Below are 19599 nucleotides of genomic sequence, written 5' to 3' on the forward strand. Positions count from 1 at the left end.
ATAGGCGACTATTGGATCTTCAGTTGCATTTATCAGCTTGTTCTACCTGGTAGTTTGCTTGTATCTATTCGTTTTGGGGTCCTGATTACTTCTCCTTTATCGCTATTTCATTGGTCTTTACCCGTTAATCGCTGGGATATAAGAGAAAAATCAAAAAAACTAAACGGAAAACCATCTACCTTCCACAGAGAGTTCCGTATTTGGGAATACAGTTCTCGCTTCTTCCAATAGGGGATTTAAGTCTCTGTACCGAGCTGAATAATGACCTAATAGCAACTTCTTTGCGTGAGTTTCCTGGGCGATTTCTCCGGCTTCCAGCGCTGTTGTGTGAAACGTCTCTTTTGCGCGATCGACCATATCGTGCAAGAATGTAGACTCATGATACATCAGATTAGCCTTTTGCACATAAGGCAGATATTCTGGCGTCCGTACGGTATCCGAACAATACACATAACTGCGCGATAAGGGGGCAGGAAGGCTCAGGTCGTCTGCACGATATATTGTACCGCTTTCATCGACGTAATCAAATCCTTTTTTGATCATCGGAAAATAGGCGGTCGGTATATTTAATTCCTGCACGACATCGCCCAGCAATGTTCGCGCGCGGGGTCCCTCATCAAAACGAAAGCCGGTGCAGGCGATACGGTGCTTTAATGGAAAAGCACTTACTTTTAATGTTCTGTTTTCAAAAATAACGCCAGGCTGTTCCGGTGAAATCGGATGAAAAACAAGATTATAGCGTAAAATAGTCTCGGAATGCAAAAACTGCACGTCTAAAATTTCCTTTAACGCAGGTGGGCCATACAAATGGAGATCACTTTTTCGGCCGACAAGGTGCATCGATGAAAGTAGCCCCACCAAGCCCAAATAATGATCCCCATGCAAATGGCTAATAAATATATGTCCTATGCGATTGCTTTTGATGCCGTATCGGCTAAGTTGCATTTGTGTGCCTTCTCCACAGTCGATCAAAAACAATTGCTCATTAAAGTTCAACACTTGGCTAGTCGGATGACGATCAAACATCGGCGTTGCCGAGCTATTTCCCAATATCAGAACTTCAAACTTCATATTAATCCTCAATAGTCCCCCGATACTCAGATTCCAATTCGTGCGCAAAGATTAAATCCTCCGCAACCTTTAATGATGGTGCTATTTTCAGCGATTTATCCAAATGCGATACACGAACCATATCCATTAACGTTGGACAAAGATTAACCAAAATAAATATGCCACCAACAGACTGACATAAACGATGGGCAAGCACGCCTAAACGGATACCTACCTCGTCCGTTTGCTTAACGTGGATCATATCCAAAACAATATTCCGTTGTCCAATCGTATTCCGCAACAAAAACTCCCCTTTGAGTTTAGCGGCGTTATCCGCGTCAATCACATCGACATGAGGTTCTATGACAATATAGCGATCGTGCTTATCAATGGTATACTTCATTAGTCTATCTCCTTTGTTTGAGGATACAATGTACTAATAATTTAGCGTTTTCAAGGCGTTTGCCACATTTCTTTCCACACGTTCCAGTACGTTTTCCTGATCTGGATACACAAACTTCTCTCCGACGATATGCTCGTATAGCTCAATATAACGTTCAGAAATGGAAGCCACGATCTCATCGGTCATCTCCGGAACGACCTGACCGTCTTTCCCTTGGAAGCCGTTTTCAATTAACCATTTGCGAACAAACTCCTTCGACAATTGCTTTTGTGACTCACCTTTTTCCTGGCGTTCCTGATAGCCTTCTGCATAAAAATAACGGGAAGAATCTGGTGTATGAATCTCATCGATCAACACAATTTTTCCATCTTTTTTTCCAAACTCATATTTTGTATCCACCAAAATTAGCCCTCTTTGCGCAGCAATTTCAGTACCTCTTTGGAACAATGCTTTGGTATATTGCTCCAATTGAATATAATCTTCCTCGCTTACGATACCCTTTTTCAAGATATCGGCACGTGAGATATCTTCATCATGTCCAACAGCAGCCTTTGTTGTCGGTGTAATAATTGGCTCAGGCAATTTGTCATTTTCTTTCAGTCCTTCTGGCAATGCCTCACCACATACTTCACGTTTGCCTGCAGCATATTCACGCCAAGCGTGTCCCGACAAGTAACCCCGAATAACCATTTCTACTTTAAACGGCTCACACATTTGACCGATAGTAACACTTGGATCCGGAACAGATACGACCCAATTTGGAATAATATCAGCCGTAGCCTTTAAAAATTTGGCTGCAATTTGATTCAACACCTGTCCTTTATAGGGTATAGGACGTGGAAGTACCACATCAAATGCCGAAATACGATCTGAGGCAACCATCGCCAAATAAGTATCGGCAATCGTATACACGTCACGTACTTTTCCCCGGTAAAAAGCAGTCTGGTTTTCGAAATTGAAATTTGTTTCTTTTATAGCATTCATGTTCAACGTAAAATTCAAATGTAAGTAATTGTTCATTTATGACTGCTTTCAACGGCATTCATAAATGCAGCGCATTTATTTAAGAGCTCACTGTACTCGATTTGCCTTTTAATAAGGCTATTTGAACTATATCAGTCGGCACCTTTTGTACCCATGCCAAACTGGGATATCCCAAATCATACGTTTGCAGCATAGACCGATTAAATATCGCCATACGCTTCGAGGATGCGGCGAACCAATTTATGGCGAACCACATCTCCACCGCTGAGGTGGATAATGTCTATTCCTTCGATATTCTCCAATAGGCGAATTGAAGTAGACAATCCAGATTGATTTTTTTTCGGTAAATCTACCTGTGTCATATCACCGGTAACGATAAATTTTGCCGTTGGCCCCATACGTGTCAAAAACATCTTCAGCTGCATATCCGTTGCATTCTGAGCTTCGTCCAGAATCACAAAGCAGTTGTCCAATGTTCGTCCACGCATAAACGCTAGAGGTGCAACTTCAATGGTCCGATTTTCCAGGTAACCTTTTAGCTTTTCTGCTGGAATCATATCGTCCAATGCATCGTAGAGCGGTCTCAAATAGGGGTCTACCTTCTCCTTTAAGTCGCCCGGTAAAAACCCGAGATTTTCGCCGGCCTCGACGGCTGGTCTCGTTAGAATGATCCTTTTGATTTCTTTATTTCGAAGTGCCCGAACAGCTAATGCAACCGCCGTATAGGTCTTTCCTGTACCCGCCGGTCCGATAGCAAATAAGATGTCATTTTTCGAAATACTATCCACCATCTTCCGTTGGTTGGCCGTACGTGCACGTACAATAAGGCCATTAGGTCCATACACGATCGGTTCGGATCCAAAGGCTGCATGTTTGGCCGCAAGTTCTTTTTCCTGCTGAACAGCAGAACCTGCACTTGCTCCAAGGAGATTTTCAAAATCCAATAAAGTAATGTTGTTAAATTTCTCCAGATGAGCCATGACTTCCTTAAACGATTGCTCAAACAGGTCTAATTCCTTCGCGTCTCCCAACACCTTCATTTCACTTCCGCGAGCTACAATCCGCAGTTTTGGGAATTGCTTCTTCAAATAATCGAAGTGCTCATTGTCTGCTCCCCATAATATGGGCAAATTCAGACCATCTAATGCAATTAGTAATTCGTTCAAATTTTATCCTATTTAGAATTAATTAGATTGTAGCCATTACACAATATCGTTCCTGTATAATACTATTCAAAATTAACGTATTCTAACGAAACAACCAAGAATATACAGCGTACAAACGGCGATGATTTAGAAGCTTATGGAGACAGCCCATAAAGGGGCACAAAGATTTCATTATACATAAAATCTTCGCTATGTTTGTGTATATCAATCGAAAAAAGACAGATTCAAAATAAGTTATCCAATTAGCTTTATAAATCATCTGATAAATAGTAATTTTGTCCACTATTTAGATAAATATAAGGGTATATTTAAGGGAATTCGACAGCAATTCGATCTAGGATTAGATTATAATGGCAGTAATTACATTAACAACAGACTTAGGACACAAAGATTTTTATCAAGCCGCGTTAAAGGGTAGTCTTTTATCGCAATTGTCCGGTGCCAATATTGTTGATATTACCCACGAAATTCCAGCATTCAATATCCCTCGAGCGGCCTTTGTGTTAGGCAACGCTTATCATTATTTCCCTAAAGGAACCGTACATATTATCGGCATTAACACCCTGTTTCATGAAGAGTCGAAATATATCGGCATGAAATACAACGATCATTATTTCGTCGGAGCCGACAACGGTATTTTCAGCTTATTGTTGAATGGCAACGAACCCCAGGAACTCTATGAGCTCAACTTAATGCAAGACCTTCGGTATCTACACTTTCCGCTCGCAGATATTCTTTCTAAATCCGCCTGTCATATTGCTAAGGGGGGCAAACTGAAAGAAATCGGTACTTCAATGCAACAGCTCATCGAAAAAGTAACTTTGCAGCCCATCTTTGATAAAGACATGATCCGAGGCAACGTCATTTATGTTGATGCATTCGGCAACGCCATTACCAATATCTCGAAAGATCTATTCAATAAAGTTCAGAAAGGACGTCATTTTGTCCTTTATTTTAAACGTAATGAAACCATTACCAATCTTTCCTGGCATTACAATGAAGTGGGAGAAGGAGAGAAACTTTGTTTATTCGGTATTTCCAACTACCTTGAAATCGCCATCAATAAAGGTAATGCCAGCCAGCTACTCGGACTTCATGATGACGATTCCAATGTTATTCGTATAGAATTTAAAGATTAATTTCATAAATTCATTTGTCGTGCTTTCGCTCCATTTTTTTATCCTTGGTCAAACTGACCACAAGGCTAAAATTGTAGTTGTAGCTTCGTGGCAAAATAAAATTTTACCATCAACGTTAGTTTAAACTAGACATTTGATTAAATAGATCGTCCAAATACATGATGAAATTCTTAAAATTCCTACTTCCAATCGCCGTTCTATTTTGCTTCTTTGGACAGGCCAAGTCGCAAAACAACCCAGACTCCAGCTCTTTTGAGGTCCAACGAAGCCGTGTAAATGACCTACTCGATGCCCGTCAACAGAAATTCGGCGCCTATGACACGAGCCTCACTCAAAAAACAGGGCTTTTTGGCCTTTTCAAATCAAAAGGTGACATGCAAAAGAGCATTGATATCCTTAAAGATATTGTTATCACCGACAATAACATTTTCTTAGAGACTCAAAAACTATTGAAAATCAAAGATTTTGAGAAAGATAAATTCCAACAATTGGCAACAGATTACGACAAGCAGGTATCAGCCTATATCGGCACCATAAGTAAGCTTCAAAAAGAGAACGAGAAACTGCGGGCACAGATTGACAAAACATCAGGCAACGGAGGTATAGGCAATATCCTGCTCTATATCGCTTTACTTGTTATCGCCGTATTAGGATATTTATTGTATAAATTTAACGCGCAACTAACAGCTTCGAAACAACAAAATTTAGGATAAAGCAGCAGCAACAAGCATTTGCACAAGTACAAGCCACTTAAAACAGCCGTTTTAAATCAGAAAAAGTACGGTTTAGTTCAAAAAATTGACTAAAGTATGATAGCAAAATATTTTTAATCTCTTTACATTTGTCCTCGCAACAAAATTTGAAGTAGCGGATATGGCAAGAGGATTCAACAGCGGTAACAAACAAGAAGAAGATCTACCAAAACCAAAATTGAATAAAGAGCTCCTATTGAGAGCATCTAAATTGATGACCTATTTAAAACCTTATCGTTTTAAATTTGGGGTCGGCATGTTTTTCTTGGTATTATCCAGTTTGGCCATGCTCGCCTTTCCGGCTTTGCTTGGCGCCATGATTGATGCCGCGCAAGGCAAGCAAACTTATCCATGGCTTGCACCACATGTTTATTATATTGGTGGAATTGCCTTTATTATTCTGTCTTTTCTGTCAGTCGTTTCTTTTTTTCGTATCCGAATTTTTGTTGAGATTGCCGAACGTACGCTATCCGCATTACGCAAGGATACTTATCTTAAGCTGATTTCTTTGCCAATTGAATTTTTCGCCAATCGTCGTGTTGGGGAATTAAACAGCCGCCTGTCTGCTGACCTTTCACAGATCCAGGATACGTTAACAACAACTTTGGCTGAAATCTTAAGACAGTTGATTAGTCTTTGTTTCGGTGTGTTCCTTTTGGTTTGGGTATCGCCCAAACTTGCCCTCATGAACCTTTGTATTTTACCGATTATCGTTGTAGCTGCTATTATTTTCGGAAAATTCATCCGCGAATTGTCCAGACAGGCCCAGGATAAAATGGCCGAGTCAAATAGTATCGTTCAAGAAACATTATTGGGGATAAGCAACGTAAAAGCCTTTGTGAATGAGTACTTCGAGTTTAATCGCTACAGCAATCAAATGGATTCAGTGGTAAAGTTGGCAGTCAAAGGAGCTACTTTCCGTGGTGCATTTGCCTCTTTTATTATTTTCTGTATTTTCGGTGCGGTGATTGCTGTCATCTGGTACGGCGCAGCATTGGTTTCTATCCATGAAATGACTGTAGGCGACCTGACTACTTATATCTTGTATTCGATGTTTGTTGCAGGCTCCATGGGCAGTTTCCCCGAACTCTATGCCAATATCCAACGCTCTTTGGGTGCAAGTGAGCGGATCTTGGAAATTTTAGATGAGCCCCAAGAACACCTCAATGTAAAACCAACTTGCAAGGAAGTGCACAAGACCATGACCGGAAAACTAAGCTTCAACCATGTTTCCTTTGCCTATCCAAGCCGCCCCGATATTGAAATTCTGAAAGACATCAACTTTACAGCCAATGCTGGCGATAAAATAGCCATCGTTGGACCGAGTGGAACCGGAAAATCAACAATAGCTTCATTGATTCTTCAATTCTATACAGCCAATAAAGGGGAAGTATATTACGATGACAAACCGGCATCCGATTTTGAACTTTGCGATATCCGCAACCAGGTCGCTATCGTGCCGCAAGATGTTTTGCTGTTTGGCGGAACAATACGTGAAAATATAGCCTATGGTAAGCTCGATGCCACGGAAGATGAAATAATAGCGGCTGCAAAACGTGCCAACGCACATCAATTTATATTAAATTTCCCCGAAAGCTATGACACCTTAGTTGGTGAACGTGGCGTTAAACTCTCTGGTGGTCAGCGCCAACGAATCGCCATTGCGCGTGCACTATTAAAAGATCCTGCAATCCTTATCTTGGACGAAGCCACTTCTTCCCTAGACTCAGAATCAGAAAGACAAGTGCAGGAGGCGTTGGAAGAATTAATGCGTGGACGCACCTCGATCATTATTGCACACCGACTATCGACCATTATTGATGCCGATAAAATTATCGTTGTCGAAAATGGAATCGTGTCTGAGAGCGGTACGCACTTTGAACTGCTCCAAAAAGAAAGCGGTCTTTATCAGCACCTCTATAATCTGCAATCAAAGCAGCAGAAAATTGATATGTAAAATTTTGTTAATTATTGATTCTTTTTAAACAAATTCACCCTGGGATTGTTCATTTGGTATCATACTTGATTATCATTTGAATATATAACAAAATAGAAGAATTATGAAAAATAGCAAAAATGGATTAGTGGCATTTGCTTTGGTAGGATTAGCTGCGGGAGCTGCTGCATGGTATCTTTTAGGAACTGATGATGGGAAAAAACAATTAGATCGTGCAAATGACGGCATTAAAAGCTTAACTAAGTCATTGAAAGATCTTTCAAAAAAAGAAGCTAAAAAGGCACAAAAACTAGCGAACAGAGCTTCGGCTGAATTAGACAATTTGAAATCAAAAGCACAAGCAGCTTTCAGCAAAGCATCGGATGATGCAGATGCACTGAAAAACAAAGCAAAAGAAGCCGGCAGAGAAGCTTTGGACCACGCTAACAATGCCGCTCAAAATTTGGCAAGCAAAATCGACAATACAACTGATGCTGCAAAATCCAAAATTTCTAACGCATAAGTAAAAAAACAGCTTTTTTAAGAATTGATGGTTTTGGTCACTCCCGTGGTCAAAATACATTTGTATCTTTGCTGCATATGACTTTGCTGCAACAGGTAAAAACTTTAATTCTTAAAGACATCATTCTGGAATGGCGTTCAAAATATGCTATTAACGGAATTCTACTATATGTCGTATCAACTGTTTTCGTCTGCTATCAAGCGTTCAAATCAGTTGATACGGCTACATGGAATGCATTATTTTGGATCATTATGCTCTTCGCTTCGATCAATGCAATCAACAAAAGCTTCGTCCAAGAAAACCCAAACCGGCAACTTTACTACTATTCACTGGTTGATCCCAGAGCGATCATTTTAGCGAAAGTCATTTACAATATGATGATGATGACCCTGCTGGCGATCATTGCATATTTTGTCTATTCGACGATATTCAGAAACCCTGTCGGTGATCCAACACTTTACTTCATTTCGGTCATCTTAGGCAGCATCAGTTTCGCCACAGTCTTTACCATGATCTCCGGGATCAGCTCCAAAGCTGGCAACAACAGCACCTTAATGGCCATCTTGAGTTTCCCCGCCATCATCCCACTGTTAATCGTATTAATCAAGCTATCCCGCAATGCAATAGAAGGCGTGGAAAGGGCTTCCAGCAGCAAAGAAATAATCGTATTACTTGCAATTAATGTAATCACCATCACTATTTCTTTATTGTTATTTCCGTACCTTTGGCGAGATTAAGTGTCAGAATTGAGAACAAACTAAATTCAATTTATCCATGAGAAAAAAATGGTGGAAAATATTAGCGGTAATGATTATCTGTGCGGTCATTATCAATGGTCTTTTGGGACCTGTTCCCCGCCTATTCATCCTTCACGAAAGCATACGCAACGTTTATTTTCATGTCCCAATGTGGTCGGCTATGTTCGTTATGTACCTGGTGTCTGTTATTTATAGTATCAAATACCTCAATACGGGCAAACAGGAGTATGATTTAATGGCCATTGAAGCCGTTAATACCGGAATAACATTTTGTTTTCTTGGACTTGCAACAGGTATGCTTTGGGCAAACATCACCTGGGGAGAGCCTTGGCCAAACGACCCGAAGCTTAATGGCTCTGCCATAGCAACACTGATGTATCTAGCCTATTTGGTGCTCCGCAATGCGCTGGAAGAAGAACAAAAAAGAGCCAAAATATCGGCTGTGTACAATATCTTTGCATTTCCGATTATCATCGTGTTACTTTATATTCTACCAAAGATGACAGACTCTCTTCACCCTGGAAGTGGAGGAAACGCAGCCTTTGGCGATTTAAAAATGAGCAGCGAGCTACGCCCTACATTTTATGCCGCGATGATCGGCTGGCCAATGATTGCAGCTTGGATTTGTTCACTTCGCTATAGGGTACGCCTGCTCGAAAAGAAAGACTTGAACGCATAATATTGAACGGCTAATACCGTACTTTATTTCTAAAATAAAGAAATCCGGTAAAACCCAATCAGTAAAAAACAGAATATTACATAAATCAAATAGCGTGTATCGAATCATACATAACAATGAAAACGACACGAATAATATTTTAAACAAATGAAAAAAATAACATTGTCAATCGCCTTACTACTCTTATCAACTTTGAGCACATTTGCACAGGATGATGTCGAGATGGCGACTGGATTACGTAGCGAAGGTAAGATCTACGTTGTTGTATTGGTCATGTTGGTCATTTTTCTGGGTTTGGCTTTCTTCCTTTTCTTGCTCGATCGCCGTATCAGCAAATTGGAAAAAAAGAATAAATAGCATTTTATTGATTGCATACGATGATTATAAGTCAGTTTAGAAATTATTCACCCATCAATATTTTATTTCTATCCATCGTGGGTTTTGTTTTATGCTTAGGCATATTTCTTCACCTTCCGGACAAACTTGATTCTGTAATCTTTGAGCCTGCCTTGGGGAATCTTTTGGGAGAAAATAACTTAATCAACCTCTCTCCTTCGACCAATGTTTTTATCACACTGATCCTGACGATTTCTCAGGCAACGATACTCAATCGCATCACAAGCCATTTTAACCTGCTGGGTAAACCCAGTTTCTTGGTTGCTTTGATGTACATGACACTGGCCAGCCTGTTTTTACCATTTTTGGTACTTTCACCCACACTGATCTGTAATTTCATTTCGATATGGATGTTAAGCAAATTGCTCTCCCTCTATCGGCAGACAGATGTTAAAGCCGAAATGTTTGATCTCGGTATGATTGTAGGGATAGGAAGTCTGATCTACTTCCCTTTTCTGAGTATGTTCGCCTTACTATGGATAGGCCTACTCATTTTTAGGCCATTCAACTGGCGCGAGTGGATTACACCTTTACTTGGCCTAGCAACGGTCTATTTCATCTTAGCGGTTATCTACCTTTGGATGGGTAAAATGGAGCAGTTTTATACCATTTGGCTACCGTTTACCTACAAATTCCCTACTGCTATTCGCATTCAGTTAGTCGATTATCTGGTACTCGTCCCAGTAATCTTTACGTTAATACTCTTCCTCTTGGTATTGAAAGACAATTTTTTCAAAAGTGTCGTGCATATTCGCAAGTCATTTCAACTGTTGTTTTTTATGTTATGCCTTGCGATAGTTTCTTTTTACTGGAATAAAAAACTAACGGAGGCCCATTTTTTACTTTGTGCCCCCTCCATCGCTATTTATATGGCTTATTATTTCACTTATGCCAAAAAGAAATGGTTTTTTGAAGTTGTATATGCCATCATAACACTGACCATAATCTACTTTCAGTTTTTCTAAACGACTGTACAATAAGTGTTTAACCTTTTTTAACAAAATCGGCTTAACAAGCTCGCAAAAATTGAATAGTTTTGTATGCGATTAAAAGCAAAGAACATTTAATATAAGAGTCAGATAACTCGAAAATTTCACTAAAACTAAATAAACATTAGTTTCTCAATTTTATAGATTGACCATGCAGAAACGCTTTACAAGCTCTCTAAGAAATAAATCACTCCAACTGTTGTTAGCAGGTGGAATTTTAGCTAGTTCTACTACCGCATTTGCACAAAAAACGACATCCGCATCACCTTATTCTCAATTTGGACTTGGTCAGATGCGTGAAGATTTATTGCCACAATATAGAGGGATGGGAGGTGTCAATACCGCTGTCCGGAGAATCAATGGCGTGTATAATACCAACCCAAGCAACCCTGCATCTTATTCTGCTACACAGTTTACGACCTTTGATGCTGGTTTATACGGGAACTACACGCAGTTAAATTCGACAACAAGATCGGATAATACCGCTGACTTTGCCTTTAGCCACATCACCATGACATTCCCAATGAAACGATTTGGTGGTATCAGCTTGGGTATCCTTCCCTATTCAGATATAGGCTATCGGACATCTTCAACGGGAACAGTCAATTCTGATCCCTATACGAAAGTTTTCACGGGCGAAGGTGGTTTAACTAAAGCCTATGCAGGTTGGGGGGTACGCATTGTAAAAGGTCTGAGTATTGGTGCCAATATGTCTTATCTATTTGGAACCCTAAATGATTATAGCCGTGTAGAGTTTTTGCCTTCATCCGGAGCATTAAATACACAACAACAAAATAAGCGCGAAATCCAAGGGATTATCTTTGATTATGGTCTGCAATACGAACAACCTTTAAATAGAGAATACTCGTTGATCGTTGGTTATTCAGGGTCGCTCAATAATGATATCAAAGAAAGAGCAACAATTTTTAATACACGGGTTACACCTTCAACGGATCCAGACAACCAAAATATCCCGTTGGATAGCACCTATGTTTCGGACCGTAGCAGCAGGCATTTGACGCTTCCGTTGCGACATAATGTAGGTATTACCCTTGCACGTAACAACCGATGGTTAATCGGGGCCGATTTTAAATATGCCGATTGGTCAAGATTTCAGACCAGAGCGGGTGAAAACGAACTACGGAAGAATTATGGCGTAGCGATTGGTGGTCAGATTACACCAGATGTTACTTCGCTTAAATATCTGAACCAAGTAGACTATAGAGTTGGTTTCAGGTATAATAAAACACAATATTTCTTAAGCGACCAGAATATCAACGATATGGCGGTTACTGTAGGTGTGGGACTGCCGTTGGCAAGAAATCAATTTTCAGGAGCTTTCTCTAAAATAAACTTCTCTGCAGAATTTGGCCAAATGGGCAAAATCAGCAACAGTCTCCTACGTGAACGCTATATTAACTTTAATATCGGCTTTACCCTCAATGACCGCTGGTTTAGAAAACCGCCTTTAGATTAATTAATACGATGGTACGCAAGACATTTGCTTCATCCATATTCCAAAATATATCGCCCCTAGTAATCTTATTTTTACTAGGGGCGCTCTCATTGACCTCTTGCGAACCGGATCTAAAAGAGGTAGACCGCATTGCCAATATGAAAAAGGAAGAGGCGGTCGACATTTCGCGTCATGTCGATATTATTTATAGCGATTCCACACGGGTAAAAGCGAATCTTACAGCCCCTGAAATGCGTATCAAACACGATAGCACCGAAGTATACGAATTTCCAAAAAGCATAAAAATCATCTTTTACGACGACAATTTAAAGGAAACTCAGCGAATTACTTCCGACCATGCTATTCGGCGGGAAAAAGAAAAGACCACCGTATTTACCAAAAATGTGGTGGTTACTATGGCTGACGGTTCTGTCATCAAAACAGAAGAGATCATCTATGACGAAAGTAAAGCCGATAGCAACAGCAACATGACCTTTTATAATCATGTTCCCATTACGGCATTCTTTCGGGATAATCGCGGTAACTTACAAGGTTCATCATTTACTTCGGACAAGGATTTTAAACACGTCAATATAGCCAATGCAACTGGTTATACGGTGATCACCAACAACAGTCTCTTCCCTTCCTTAGGTAAATAACTATTTGCAGGCCATAAACCAGATTCAGGTTTAGCTTAACAGCAGGTATAGATCCGAGACAATACCTCCAGGCAGTTTATTTATACGATTAAGTTGTTCAAAACGAATCATTTGAACTAAAAGAGCACAAAAAACTCCACTTTATACAAATAGTTTTCAAATTTGTTTTGTTACATTCAGGAAAATATTCCGTTTTTTTTTATAAAAATTGTATCTTGCACCGCATTTTGCTATGCTATGCATAAATTAACGAAATACAAGTATTTACACAATATAAACACAATAAGCAGACTATGGGATTAATGGGCTTTTTGCGTAACAAAGCTGGTGTCATCTTGACCGCAGCTATGGCTATCGCAATTTTAGCATTTTTACTAGGCGATGTCGTTCGAGGGGGAGCTCCTTTTTGGGCGAGACATCAAAATCGTGTAGGGGAAGTCAACGGAACTGAAATTGAATATCCTGAGTTCAGTAAGCAAGTTGAACAAACAGAGGAAATGTTCAAACAACAAATGGGCGGTGCAGTGACCCCTCAAATGCGGACCTACGCTGTTCAACAAGTATGGAATCAATTTTTATCAAGAGAAATCTTGAAAAAGGAAATTGAAAAAATCGGTTTGACTGTCGGCAAAGACGAATTAAATGATTTAGTGCAAGGTAACAACCCTTCACCTCAAATCGTTCAAGCGTTTACCAACCCACAAACAGGACAATTTGACCCGAGTCAACTGCGTGCTTTTATCACCCAAATGAACACATCAGGTAACCAACAAGTGGCTGAACAATGGGAGGAACTACTGAAAGGCGTTAGAGATGAGCGTTTAAGCAGCAAATATGGCGAATTGCTTTCTAATAGCGTATATGTTACTTCTTTGGAAGCAAACGAAGAATACCAAGAGCGTAATAAACTAGCAGACTTCAAATACATTCTTTTGGATTACGCTTCTGTTAAGGATGCTGATGCCAAATTGACTGATGCAGATTACCAAGAATATTATAATGAGCATAAAAGTATGTTCAAAACACAAGAGGAAACACGTGCGATCCAATACGTAATGGTGGATGCAAAACCTCTTGCAAAAGATTCATTGGCCGTAAAAGAGACGATCAATAAATTGAAACAAGATTTAATCGTTGCTAAAGATGACTCTTTATTTGCTTCGATCAATTCAGACAACAAATTTCCGTTTACTTATGTGAAAAAAGGACAGTTGAGTCCTTCATTGGATTCCGTTGTCTTCAATGTTGCGGCCGGAACAACTGTGGGACCTTTCTTAAACAACAATGCGTATGAAATTGCAAAAGTTGTTTCGACGATCGTAAGCCCTGACTCTGTGAAAGCATCACACATACTATTGGATCCTGCTGCCGAAGGTGGAATGGATAAAGCATTGGCGAAAGCAGATTCGATCAAAGGATTGATTCAAAAAGGAGACAATTTTGCGGCATTGGCGGTTCAATTCAGCAAAGATCCAGAGAGCAAAACCAACGGTGGCGAGCTGGGTACTTTAACAAGAGGCCGTATGGCTCCAGATCTTGAGACAGCCATCTTCGAAAGTAAAACAGGCGATATCAAAGTTGTAAAATCACAATATGGTGTCCATGTCATTAAAATTGAAAAACAATCAGGAAGTTCAAAATATGCAAAAGTTGCTATCATTGACAAAGTGATCAACAGCGGAAAAGAAACGTTGAACAATGCACATAGCAAAGCAACAGCATTCTTATCTGCAGCTACAGCACAGAACTTTGCTCAAGAAGCGAAAAAAATTGGTCTGGAAGCAAAAACAGCCTCACGCGTAACAGCGATGGACAATGTATTAGATGGCGCCGAAGCTCCACGTGATTTAATCAAATGGGCTTTCGAAGCTAAAAAAGGCGATATTTCAGATAAAGTTTTCGAAACTGAAACCTCTTATATCTTAGCAAACTTGGTCGACATACAGCCTAAAGGAACTCTTTCCTTGGATGCTGTTAAGAAAGATATCGAACCTGCAGTAAGAAATATGGTTAAAGCTAGAATCTTGAAAGATAAATTTGACAAGGCTTTAGCAGGTACATCTTCTATTGATCAAGTAGCACAAAAAGTTGGTAAAGCAGCTATTCACGTTGAAAATGTTGTCTTCGCAAACCCAGTTATTCCTGGTGTTGCATTAGAAAACAAAGTGGTTGGTACTGTTTTTGGGCTACAGCCAAACAAACCTTCCAAAGCGATTGAAGGCAATACCGGTGTATATGTTGTACAAGTAAATGGTTTTACCAATCCTGCCGCGATTTCGGATATCAACGGACAAAAGAAACAAATGCTTGCAGCTAAAGCACAACGCGCTTGGGGATCTATTTTCCGCGCTTTACAAGACAAAGCTGAAATCATTGACAATAGAGTGAAATTCTTTTAAAAGATTTTTAAGTAAATTTGTAGCCGGACGAATTATCGTCCGGCTTTTTTTTTGATGTAAATATGGATATTCAAACAGATATTGTCAACAAAGTTGCGCAAAGTGGGTTAGTCACAGTTGACCTGGCCAACTACCATCCTAAAGCAGACAATGTAGTCTATGATATTAAGGATAATCTCTTCCATGGCTTGATTCTTAAAGAAAAGGATTTCCGAGAATTCATTAAGACACACGACTGGTCGCAATACGAAGGTAAACATGTCGCAATTACGTGTACTGCCGATGCTATTGTTCCGACCTGGGCTTATATGTTATTAGCCAACAAATTGGAACCCTATGCGAAGACAGTTATTTTTGGGGATTCAGAGGAGTTGTTGCGTATACAGTATGCTGCGGCAATTGAACAGATTGACATGGAACAATTTCGAGATCAACGTGTGGTTGTGAAAGGTTGTGGCGATACGTTTATCCCAGAGTCTACATTTGTGCAGTTTACGGTAAAATTGAGTAAGGTAGCAAAGAGTATTATGTATGGTGAACCCTGTTCTACGGTCCCCGTATTTAAGCGGACACAGCCTAAATAACTCAGCTCAACATAAGTATATGTCATCGTCCATGAAGGTCTCATTAACTCCAAAAGTTAAATTTATTTGAATGAAATTAACATTTCTTTTTCAAACAAATTTCGTAAACTTACGTACATGAAACTTATATCGACTTTGCTCCTTTACTTATCCGTTATCGTAAGTACTGCTTTCGCTCAAGATTTACCGCATTTAAAAGAATCGGCATTTAAAGGTGGCGAGAAATTAAAATATAAACTCCGTTATGGCTTTATTTCAGCCGCAACAGGGACATTAACCGTTGAGGATACCAAGGATGGAGCCGGAAACCCTTCATTTCATCTATACGCTGCCGGCAAAACAGCTGGCGCCTTTGCCATATATACGGTGAGAAATGAATACAACTCGTATATCAACAGCAAGACATTTTTACCGTATTACTATACGGAAAACATTCGTGAAGGAGGATATAGACGGAACGATAAGGTGCGCTTCAACCAGGAAACAAATAGTGTTGTAGGCAACAAGGGGACTTTCAATTCGAAGGTAGATCAGACTTTCGACTTGCTTTCTTCCTATTATTTCGCCCGAAATCTAGATCTGTCGACTGTTAAACCAGGAGAATCTTTTAAGCTGACTTATTTTTTGAATGATGAGATTGCCACCTTAGGCATACAATATATTGGAATAGAAAAAATAAAAACGGAATTAGGCACTTTAGAATGTCTCAAATTCAGTCCTGAGATTAAACCAGGACGTATCTTTAAAAAAAATAGCAAGCTTTATCTGTGGGTAACCAATGATGGCAACCGTATTCCGGTCAAAGCCAATGTAGATATTCTAATCGGTTCGGTAACACTGGAATTACTCGAAGCCAGTGGATTAAAATACAAATTGGGACAGAAAGCAAGCTACTCAAAATAATTAGAATGATTGAAGTAGGAAATGTATTGGTGCACGAAGATCTAATCAACAATGACTTTGTGTGTAATTTATCAAAATGTAAAGGAATTTGTTGTATTGAAGGCGATTCAGGCGCACCTTTATTGGAGAGTGAAAAGGCTATATTGGAGGAGATTTATCCCAAAGTAAAGCCCTATATGACCGAGAAAGGTATTGAAGCGATTGAAGAGCAAGGGAAGTATGTTGTCGATATTGATGGCGATCTAACGACCACTTGTGTTGATGGGAATAAAGAATGTGCCTATGTGACCTGGGAAAATGGCATTACAAAATGCGCTATCGAAAAAGCTTACGAACTTGGCGAGGTGCATTGGCGAAAACCCGTTTCGTGTCACCTCTATCCTATCAGGACAACACATTACCCCGAATTCGACGTACTACACTATGACCGTTGGCATATCTGTAAAGATGCATGCTCATTTGGTAAAGAATTACAGGTCCCTGTATTTAAATTTTTAAAGGATCCTCTCATCCGAACCTATGGTGAGGAATGGTACAAAAATCTTGAGAAAGCAGTCGAAGAGTTGTAACAAAATCACTATCTTTAAGCTTTAACTATTTTGGTATTTCACCCCAATTCATGTCAAAATTAAGAGAGATCCAACGTCCTATTGCCCATGAACTTGAGGCTTTTGAAAAAAAATTCAAAGCTTCAATGAAAAGCTCCGTCCCCTTGTTGGATCGCATTACACAATACCTGATCAAACGTAAAGGCAAACAAATGCGGCCCATGTTTGTGTTCTTTTCTGCTGGGATATGCAACGGAATCAATGAATCCACCTACAGAGGAGCTGCTCTCGTAGAATTGCTGCATACCGCATCACTCGTACATGATGATGTGGTAGACAACTCCTACGAACGCAGAGGTTTTTTTTCCATCAATGCTTTGTGGAAAAATAAAATTGCTGTTTTGGTGGGTGATTTTCTGCTGTCAAGGGGCCTGCTCCTTTCTGTAAAACATCAGGATTATCACTTACTAAAAATTGTATCGGAAGCTGTGGATCAGATGAGCGAAGGTGAATTGCTTCAAATTGAAAAAGCCCGTAAACTGGATATCGAAGAATCTATTTATTTTGAGGTCATACGGAAGAAAACAGCTTCGCTGATTGCCTCTTGCTGTGCCTGTGGATCGGCTTCTTCAAATGCAGATCAGGAAACAATAGATAAGCTCCATCAATTTGGTGAAAAAATCGGAATTGCATTTCAAATCAAGGACGATTTATTCGACTTTGGGTTAGATGATGTCGGCAAACCGCTCGGCAATGACATCAAAGAGAAGAAAATGACCTTACCGCTAATCTATGCCTTGAATCAAGTGACTTCAAGTGAAAAGCGTAGGATCATTAATTTGATTAAAAACCATAATGAGGATGCACACAAAGTGGCCGAAGTCATTGCCTTTGTCCGCCAGAGCGGAGGGCTCGAATACGCTACAAATAAGATGCTGGAATACCAACAAGACGCTTTCCGGATTTTGGAAGACTTTCCCGACAGTGAATACAAAGCGGGGTTGGAGCAGCTGGTAAAATATACAACAGAAAGAAAAAAATAAAATGAGTCACGAATTAATGTTTTTTGGCGGATTCCTCATCTTTATTGCACTTATGCTCGCAATAGATCTAGGCTTATTCTCCAAAGGCGACAAACCTGTTAGCCTAAAGATGGCTAGCATCATGAGCGCCATCTGGGTCTTATTCTCATTGGGTTTCTATTGGCTTCTTCGTCACTATGGATTTGAACTACACAATATCCATGACTTGGACCACCTTCAGGAAATCATTACCAAGCACCACCACGATATTAAAATCATTCCGGGTGATTTAGCGGCGAGTCTCGAGCTCTACAACAAAAATCTTGGTCTGGAATATCTCACCGGTTACGTTGTGGAATATGCCCTATCCGTAGATAATATCTTTGTGATGGTATTATTATTTACTTCTTTTGGTATTCCGGAGCGCTATTACCATAAAGTTTTGGTATGGGGAATTTTGGGCGCAATCATTATGCGTTTCTTATTTATTTTCCTTGGCGCTACCCTGATTGCTAAATTCGGCTGGATTCTATATGTTTTTGGTGCTTTTTTGGTCTTTACAGGGGTAAAAATGTTTATCAACCGTAACCAGGAAGAAGAAGTAGATCCACAAAACCACCCAGTTGTTAAATTCGCTTCCCGATACTTTAAGGTAACACCAAAATTAGATGGCGGGCACTTCTTCCATGTAGAGAACGGAGTGAAATATATGACGCCACTATTTCTTGTATTACTGGTCATAGAATTTACGGATTTGATTTTTGCTGTGGATTCTATCCCTGCAATTTTCTCGGTTACCAAAGATGCCTATGTTGTATTTTTCTCCAATATTTTTGCCATACTTGGATTGCGGTCTATGTTCTTCCTTTTGGTCAATATTATCCACAAATTCCAATACCTCAAAGTAGGTTTAGCATTTTTGTTGGTCTTCATTGGTCTAAAGATGCTGCTGCATCACTGGTTGGCCGAAGTAGGTTTTACAACAACACATTCGTTGATCGTTATTGTCGGCATACTTGCGTTGAGTATCATTGCTTCGCTGCTTTTTCCAAAAAAGCCTTCACCGGCTGATTAAGCGATTATTGACAACCTACCGGTGGTCATTGTTCGGCAAGAAACACCAGTAATCAGCGCTAAATTATAAACGATACAAAACACCATGGTCAGAAAAAATTTCTGACCATTTCTATTTGATGTTATCGCTTCTTACATATCCTATTCTCCAACAAAAGATTAGCAAAAAAATAGTAGAT

The 19599-nt window shown here is 39.8% G+C and carries 20 protein-coding genes; 16 read left to right on the plus strand and 4 right to left on the minus strand.

Annotated features, from left to right (window positions below):
• Nucleotides 1-159: 159 nt before the first annotated feature.
• The 4 genes from A9970_RS18820 to A9970_RS18835 all read right to left on the minus strand — a co-directional run bounded on the left by A9970_RS18820 (nt 160) and on the right by A9970_RS18835 (nt 3603).
• Nucleotides 160-1071 (minus strand): ribonuclease Z, encoded by a 912-nt coding sequence (locus tag A9970_RS18820; protein WP_182983333.1) that lies wholly within the window; start codon nt 1069-1071, stop codon nt 160-162.
• Nucleotide 1072: 1 nt separating this feature from the next.
• Entirely contained in the window at nt 1073-1453 is a 381-nt protein-coding gene (locus A9970_RS18825) for an STAS domain-containing protein (RefSeq protein ID WP_075990983.1), read from the minus strand.
• Nucleotides 1454-1486: 33 nt separating this feature from the next.
• Nucleotides 1487-2437 (minus strand): phosphoribosylaminoimidazolesuccinocarboxamide synthase, encoded by a 951-nt coding sequence (locus A9970_RS18830; protein ID WP_075994626.1) that lies wholly within the window; start codon nt 2435-2437, stop codon nt 1487-1489.
• A gap of 200 nt (nt 2438-2637) precedes the next feature.
• Entirely contained in the window at nt 2638-3603 is a 966-nt protein-coding gene (locus A9970_RS18835; RefSeq protein WP_046672338.1) for a PhoH family protein, read from the minus strand.
• 350 nt (nt 3604-3953) lie between these two features.
• Here A9970_RS18835 and A9970_RS18840 point away from each other — a divergent pair, with 350 nt between their 5' ends.
• The 16 genes from A9970_RS18840 (at nt 3954) to A9970_RS18915 (ending at nt 19421) form a co-directional block, all read left to right on the plus strand.
• Nucleotides 3954-4742, plus strand: a complete 789-nt coding sequence (locus A9970_RS18840) for an S-adenosyl-l-methionine hydroxide adenosyltransferase family protein (protein ID WP_046672337.1) — start codon at nt 3954-3956, stop codon at nt 4740-4742.
• A 158-nt stretch (nt 4743-4900) separates the two neighbouring features.
• Nucleotides 4901-5455: a hypothetical protein gene (locus A9970_RS18845; protein ID WP_070563342.1), complete on the plus strand. Its 555-nt coding sequence runs from the start codon at nt 4901-4903 to the stop codon at nt 5453-5455.
• A 160-nt stretch (nt 5456-5615) separates the two neighbouring features.
• Complete coding sequence (locus tag A9970_RS18850; RefSeq protein WP_070563339.1) at nt 5616-7451, plus strand: ABC transporter ATP-binding protein; 1836 nt, start codon at nt 5616-5618, stop codon at nt 7449-7451.
• 103 nt (nt 7452-7554) lie between these two features.
• A complete protein-coding gene (locus A9970_RS18855) occupies nt 7555-7953 on the plus strand; it encodes a hypothetical protein (RefSeq protein WP_070563336.1) in 399 nt (132 codons plus the stop codon).
• 77 nt (nt 7954-8030) lie between these two features.
• Nucleotides 8031-8690: a heme exporter protein CcmB gene (locus A9970_RS18860; protein WP_070563333.1), complete on the plus strand. Its 660-nt coding sequence runs from the start codon at nt 8031-8033 to the stop codon at nt 8688-8690.
• Between the two features lie 37 nt (nt 8691-8727).
• A complete protein-coding gene (gene ccsA / locus A9970_RS18865; protein ID WP_046672333.1) occupies nt 8728-9390 on the plus strand; it encodes a cytochrome c biogenesis protein in 663 nt (220 codons plus the stop codon).
• A gap of 147 nt (nt 9391-9537) precedes the next feature.
• Nucleotides 9538-9747 carry a CcmD family protein gene (locus A9970_RS18870; protein WP_046672332.1) on the plus strand — a complete coding sequence of 70 codons (210 nt, stop codon included), beginning with the start codon at nt 9538-9540 and terminating at the stop codon, nt 9745-9747.
• 20 nt (nt 9748-9767) lie between these two features.
• A complete protein-coding gene (locus tag A9970_RS18875; RefSeq protein WP_070563329.1) occupies nt 9768-10751 on the plus strand; it encodes a DUF6427 family protein in 984 nt (327 codons plus the stop codon).
• Nucleotides 10752-10926: 175 nt separating this feature from the next.
• Complete coding sequence (locus A9970_RS18880) at nt 10927-12252, plus strand: membrane protein (RefSeq protein WP_046672330.1); 1326 nt, start codon at nt 10927-10929, stop codon at nt 12250-12252.
• 8 nt (nt 12253-12260) lie between these two features.
• Entirely contained in the window at nt 12261-12890 is a 630-nt protein-coding gene (gene lptC, locus A9970_RS18885) for an LPS export ABC transporter periplasmic protein LptC (protein WP_070563326.1), read from the plus strand.
• Between the two features lie 293 nt (nt 12891-13183).
• Nucleotides 13184-15289 carry a SurA N-terminal domain-containing protein gene (locus A9970_RS18890; protein ID WP_182983334.1) on the plus strand — a complete coding sequence of 702 codons (2106 nt, stop codon included), beginning with the start codon at nt 13184-13186 and terminating at the stop codon, nt 15287-15289.
• Nucleotides 15290-15351: 62 nt separating this feature from the next.
• Nucleotides 15352-15873 carry a DUF2480 family protein gene (locus tag A9970_RS18895; RefSeq protein WP_070563320.1) on the plus strand — a complete coding sequence of 174 codons (522 nt, stop codon included), beginning with the start codon at nt 15352-15354 and terminating at the stop codon, nt 15871-15873.
• A gap of 117 nt (nt 15874-15990) precedes the next feature.
• Complete coding sequence (locus A9970_RS18900; RefSeq protein WP_070563318.1) at nt 15991-16776, plus strand: DUF3108 domain-containing protein; 786 nt, start codon at nt 15991-15993, stop codon at nt 16774-16776.
• A 5-nt stretch (nt 16777-16781) separates the two neighbouring features.
• Nucleotides 16782-17345 carry a DUF3109 family protein gene (locus tag A9970_RS18905; RefSeq protein WP_070563316.1) on the plus strand — a complete coding sequence of 188 codons (564 nt, stop codon included), beginning with the start codon at nt 16782-16784 and terminating at the stop codon, nt 17343-17345.
• Nucleotides 17346-17395: 50 nt separating this feature from the next.
• Nucleotides 17396-18367: a polyprenyl synthetase family protein gene (locus tag A9970_RS18910; RefSeq protein WP_075990972.1), complete on the plus strand. Its 972-nt coding sequence runs from the start codon at nt 17396-17398 to the stop codon at nt 18365-18367.
• Nucleotide 18368: 1 nt separating this feature from the next.
• On the plus strand, nt 18369-19421 hold the full coding sequence (locus A9970_RS18915; RefSeq protein ID WP_153847496.1) for a TerC family protein: 1053 nt from the start codon (nt 18369-18371) through the stop codon (nt 19419-19421).
• Nucleotides 19422-19599: the final 178 nt, after the last annotated feature.

The organism is Sphingobacterium sp. UME9, assembly GCF_014170215.1.
Taxonomy (GTDB): Bacteria; Bacteroidota; Bacteroidia; order Sphingobacteriales; family Sphingobacteriaceae; genus Sphingobacterium; species Sphingobacterium paramultivorum.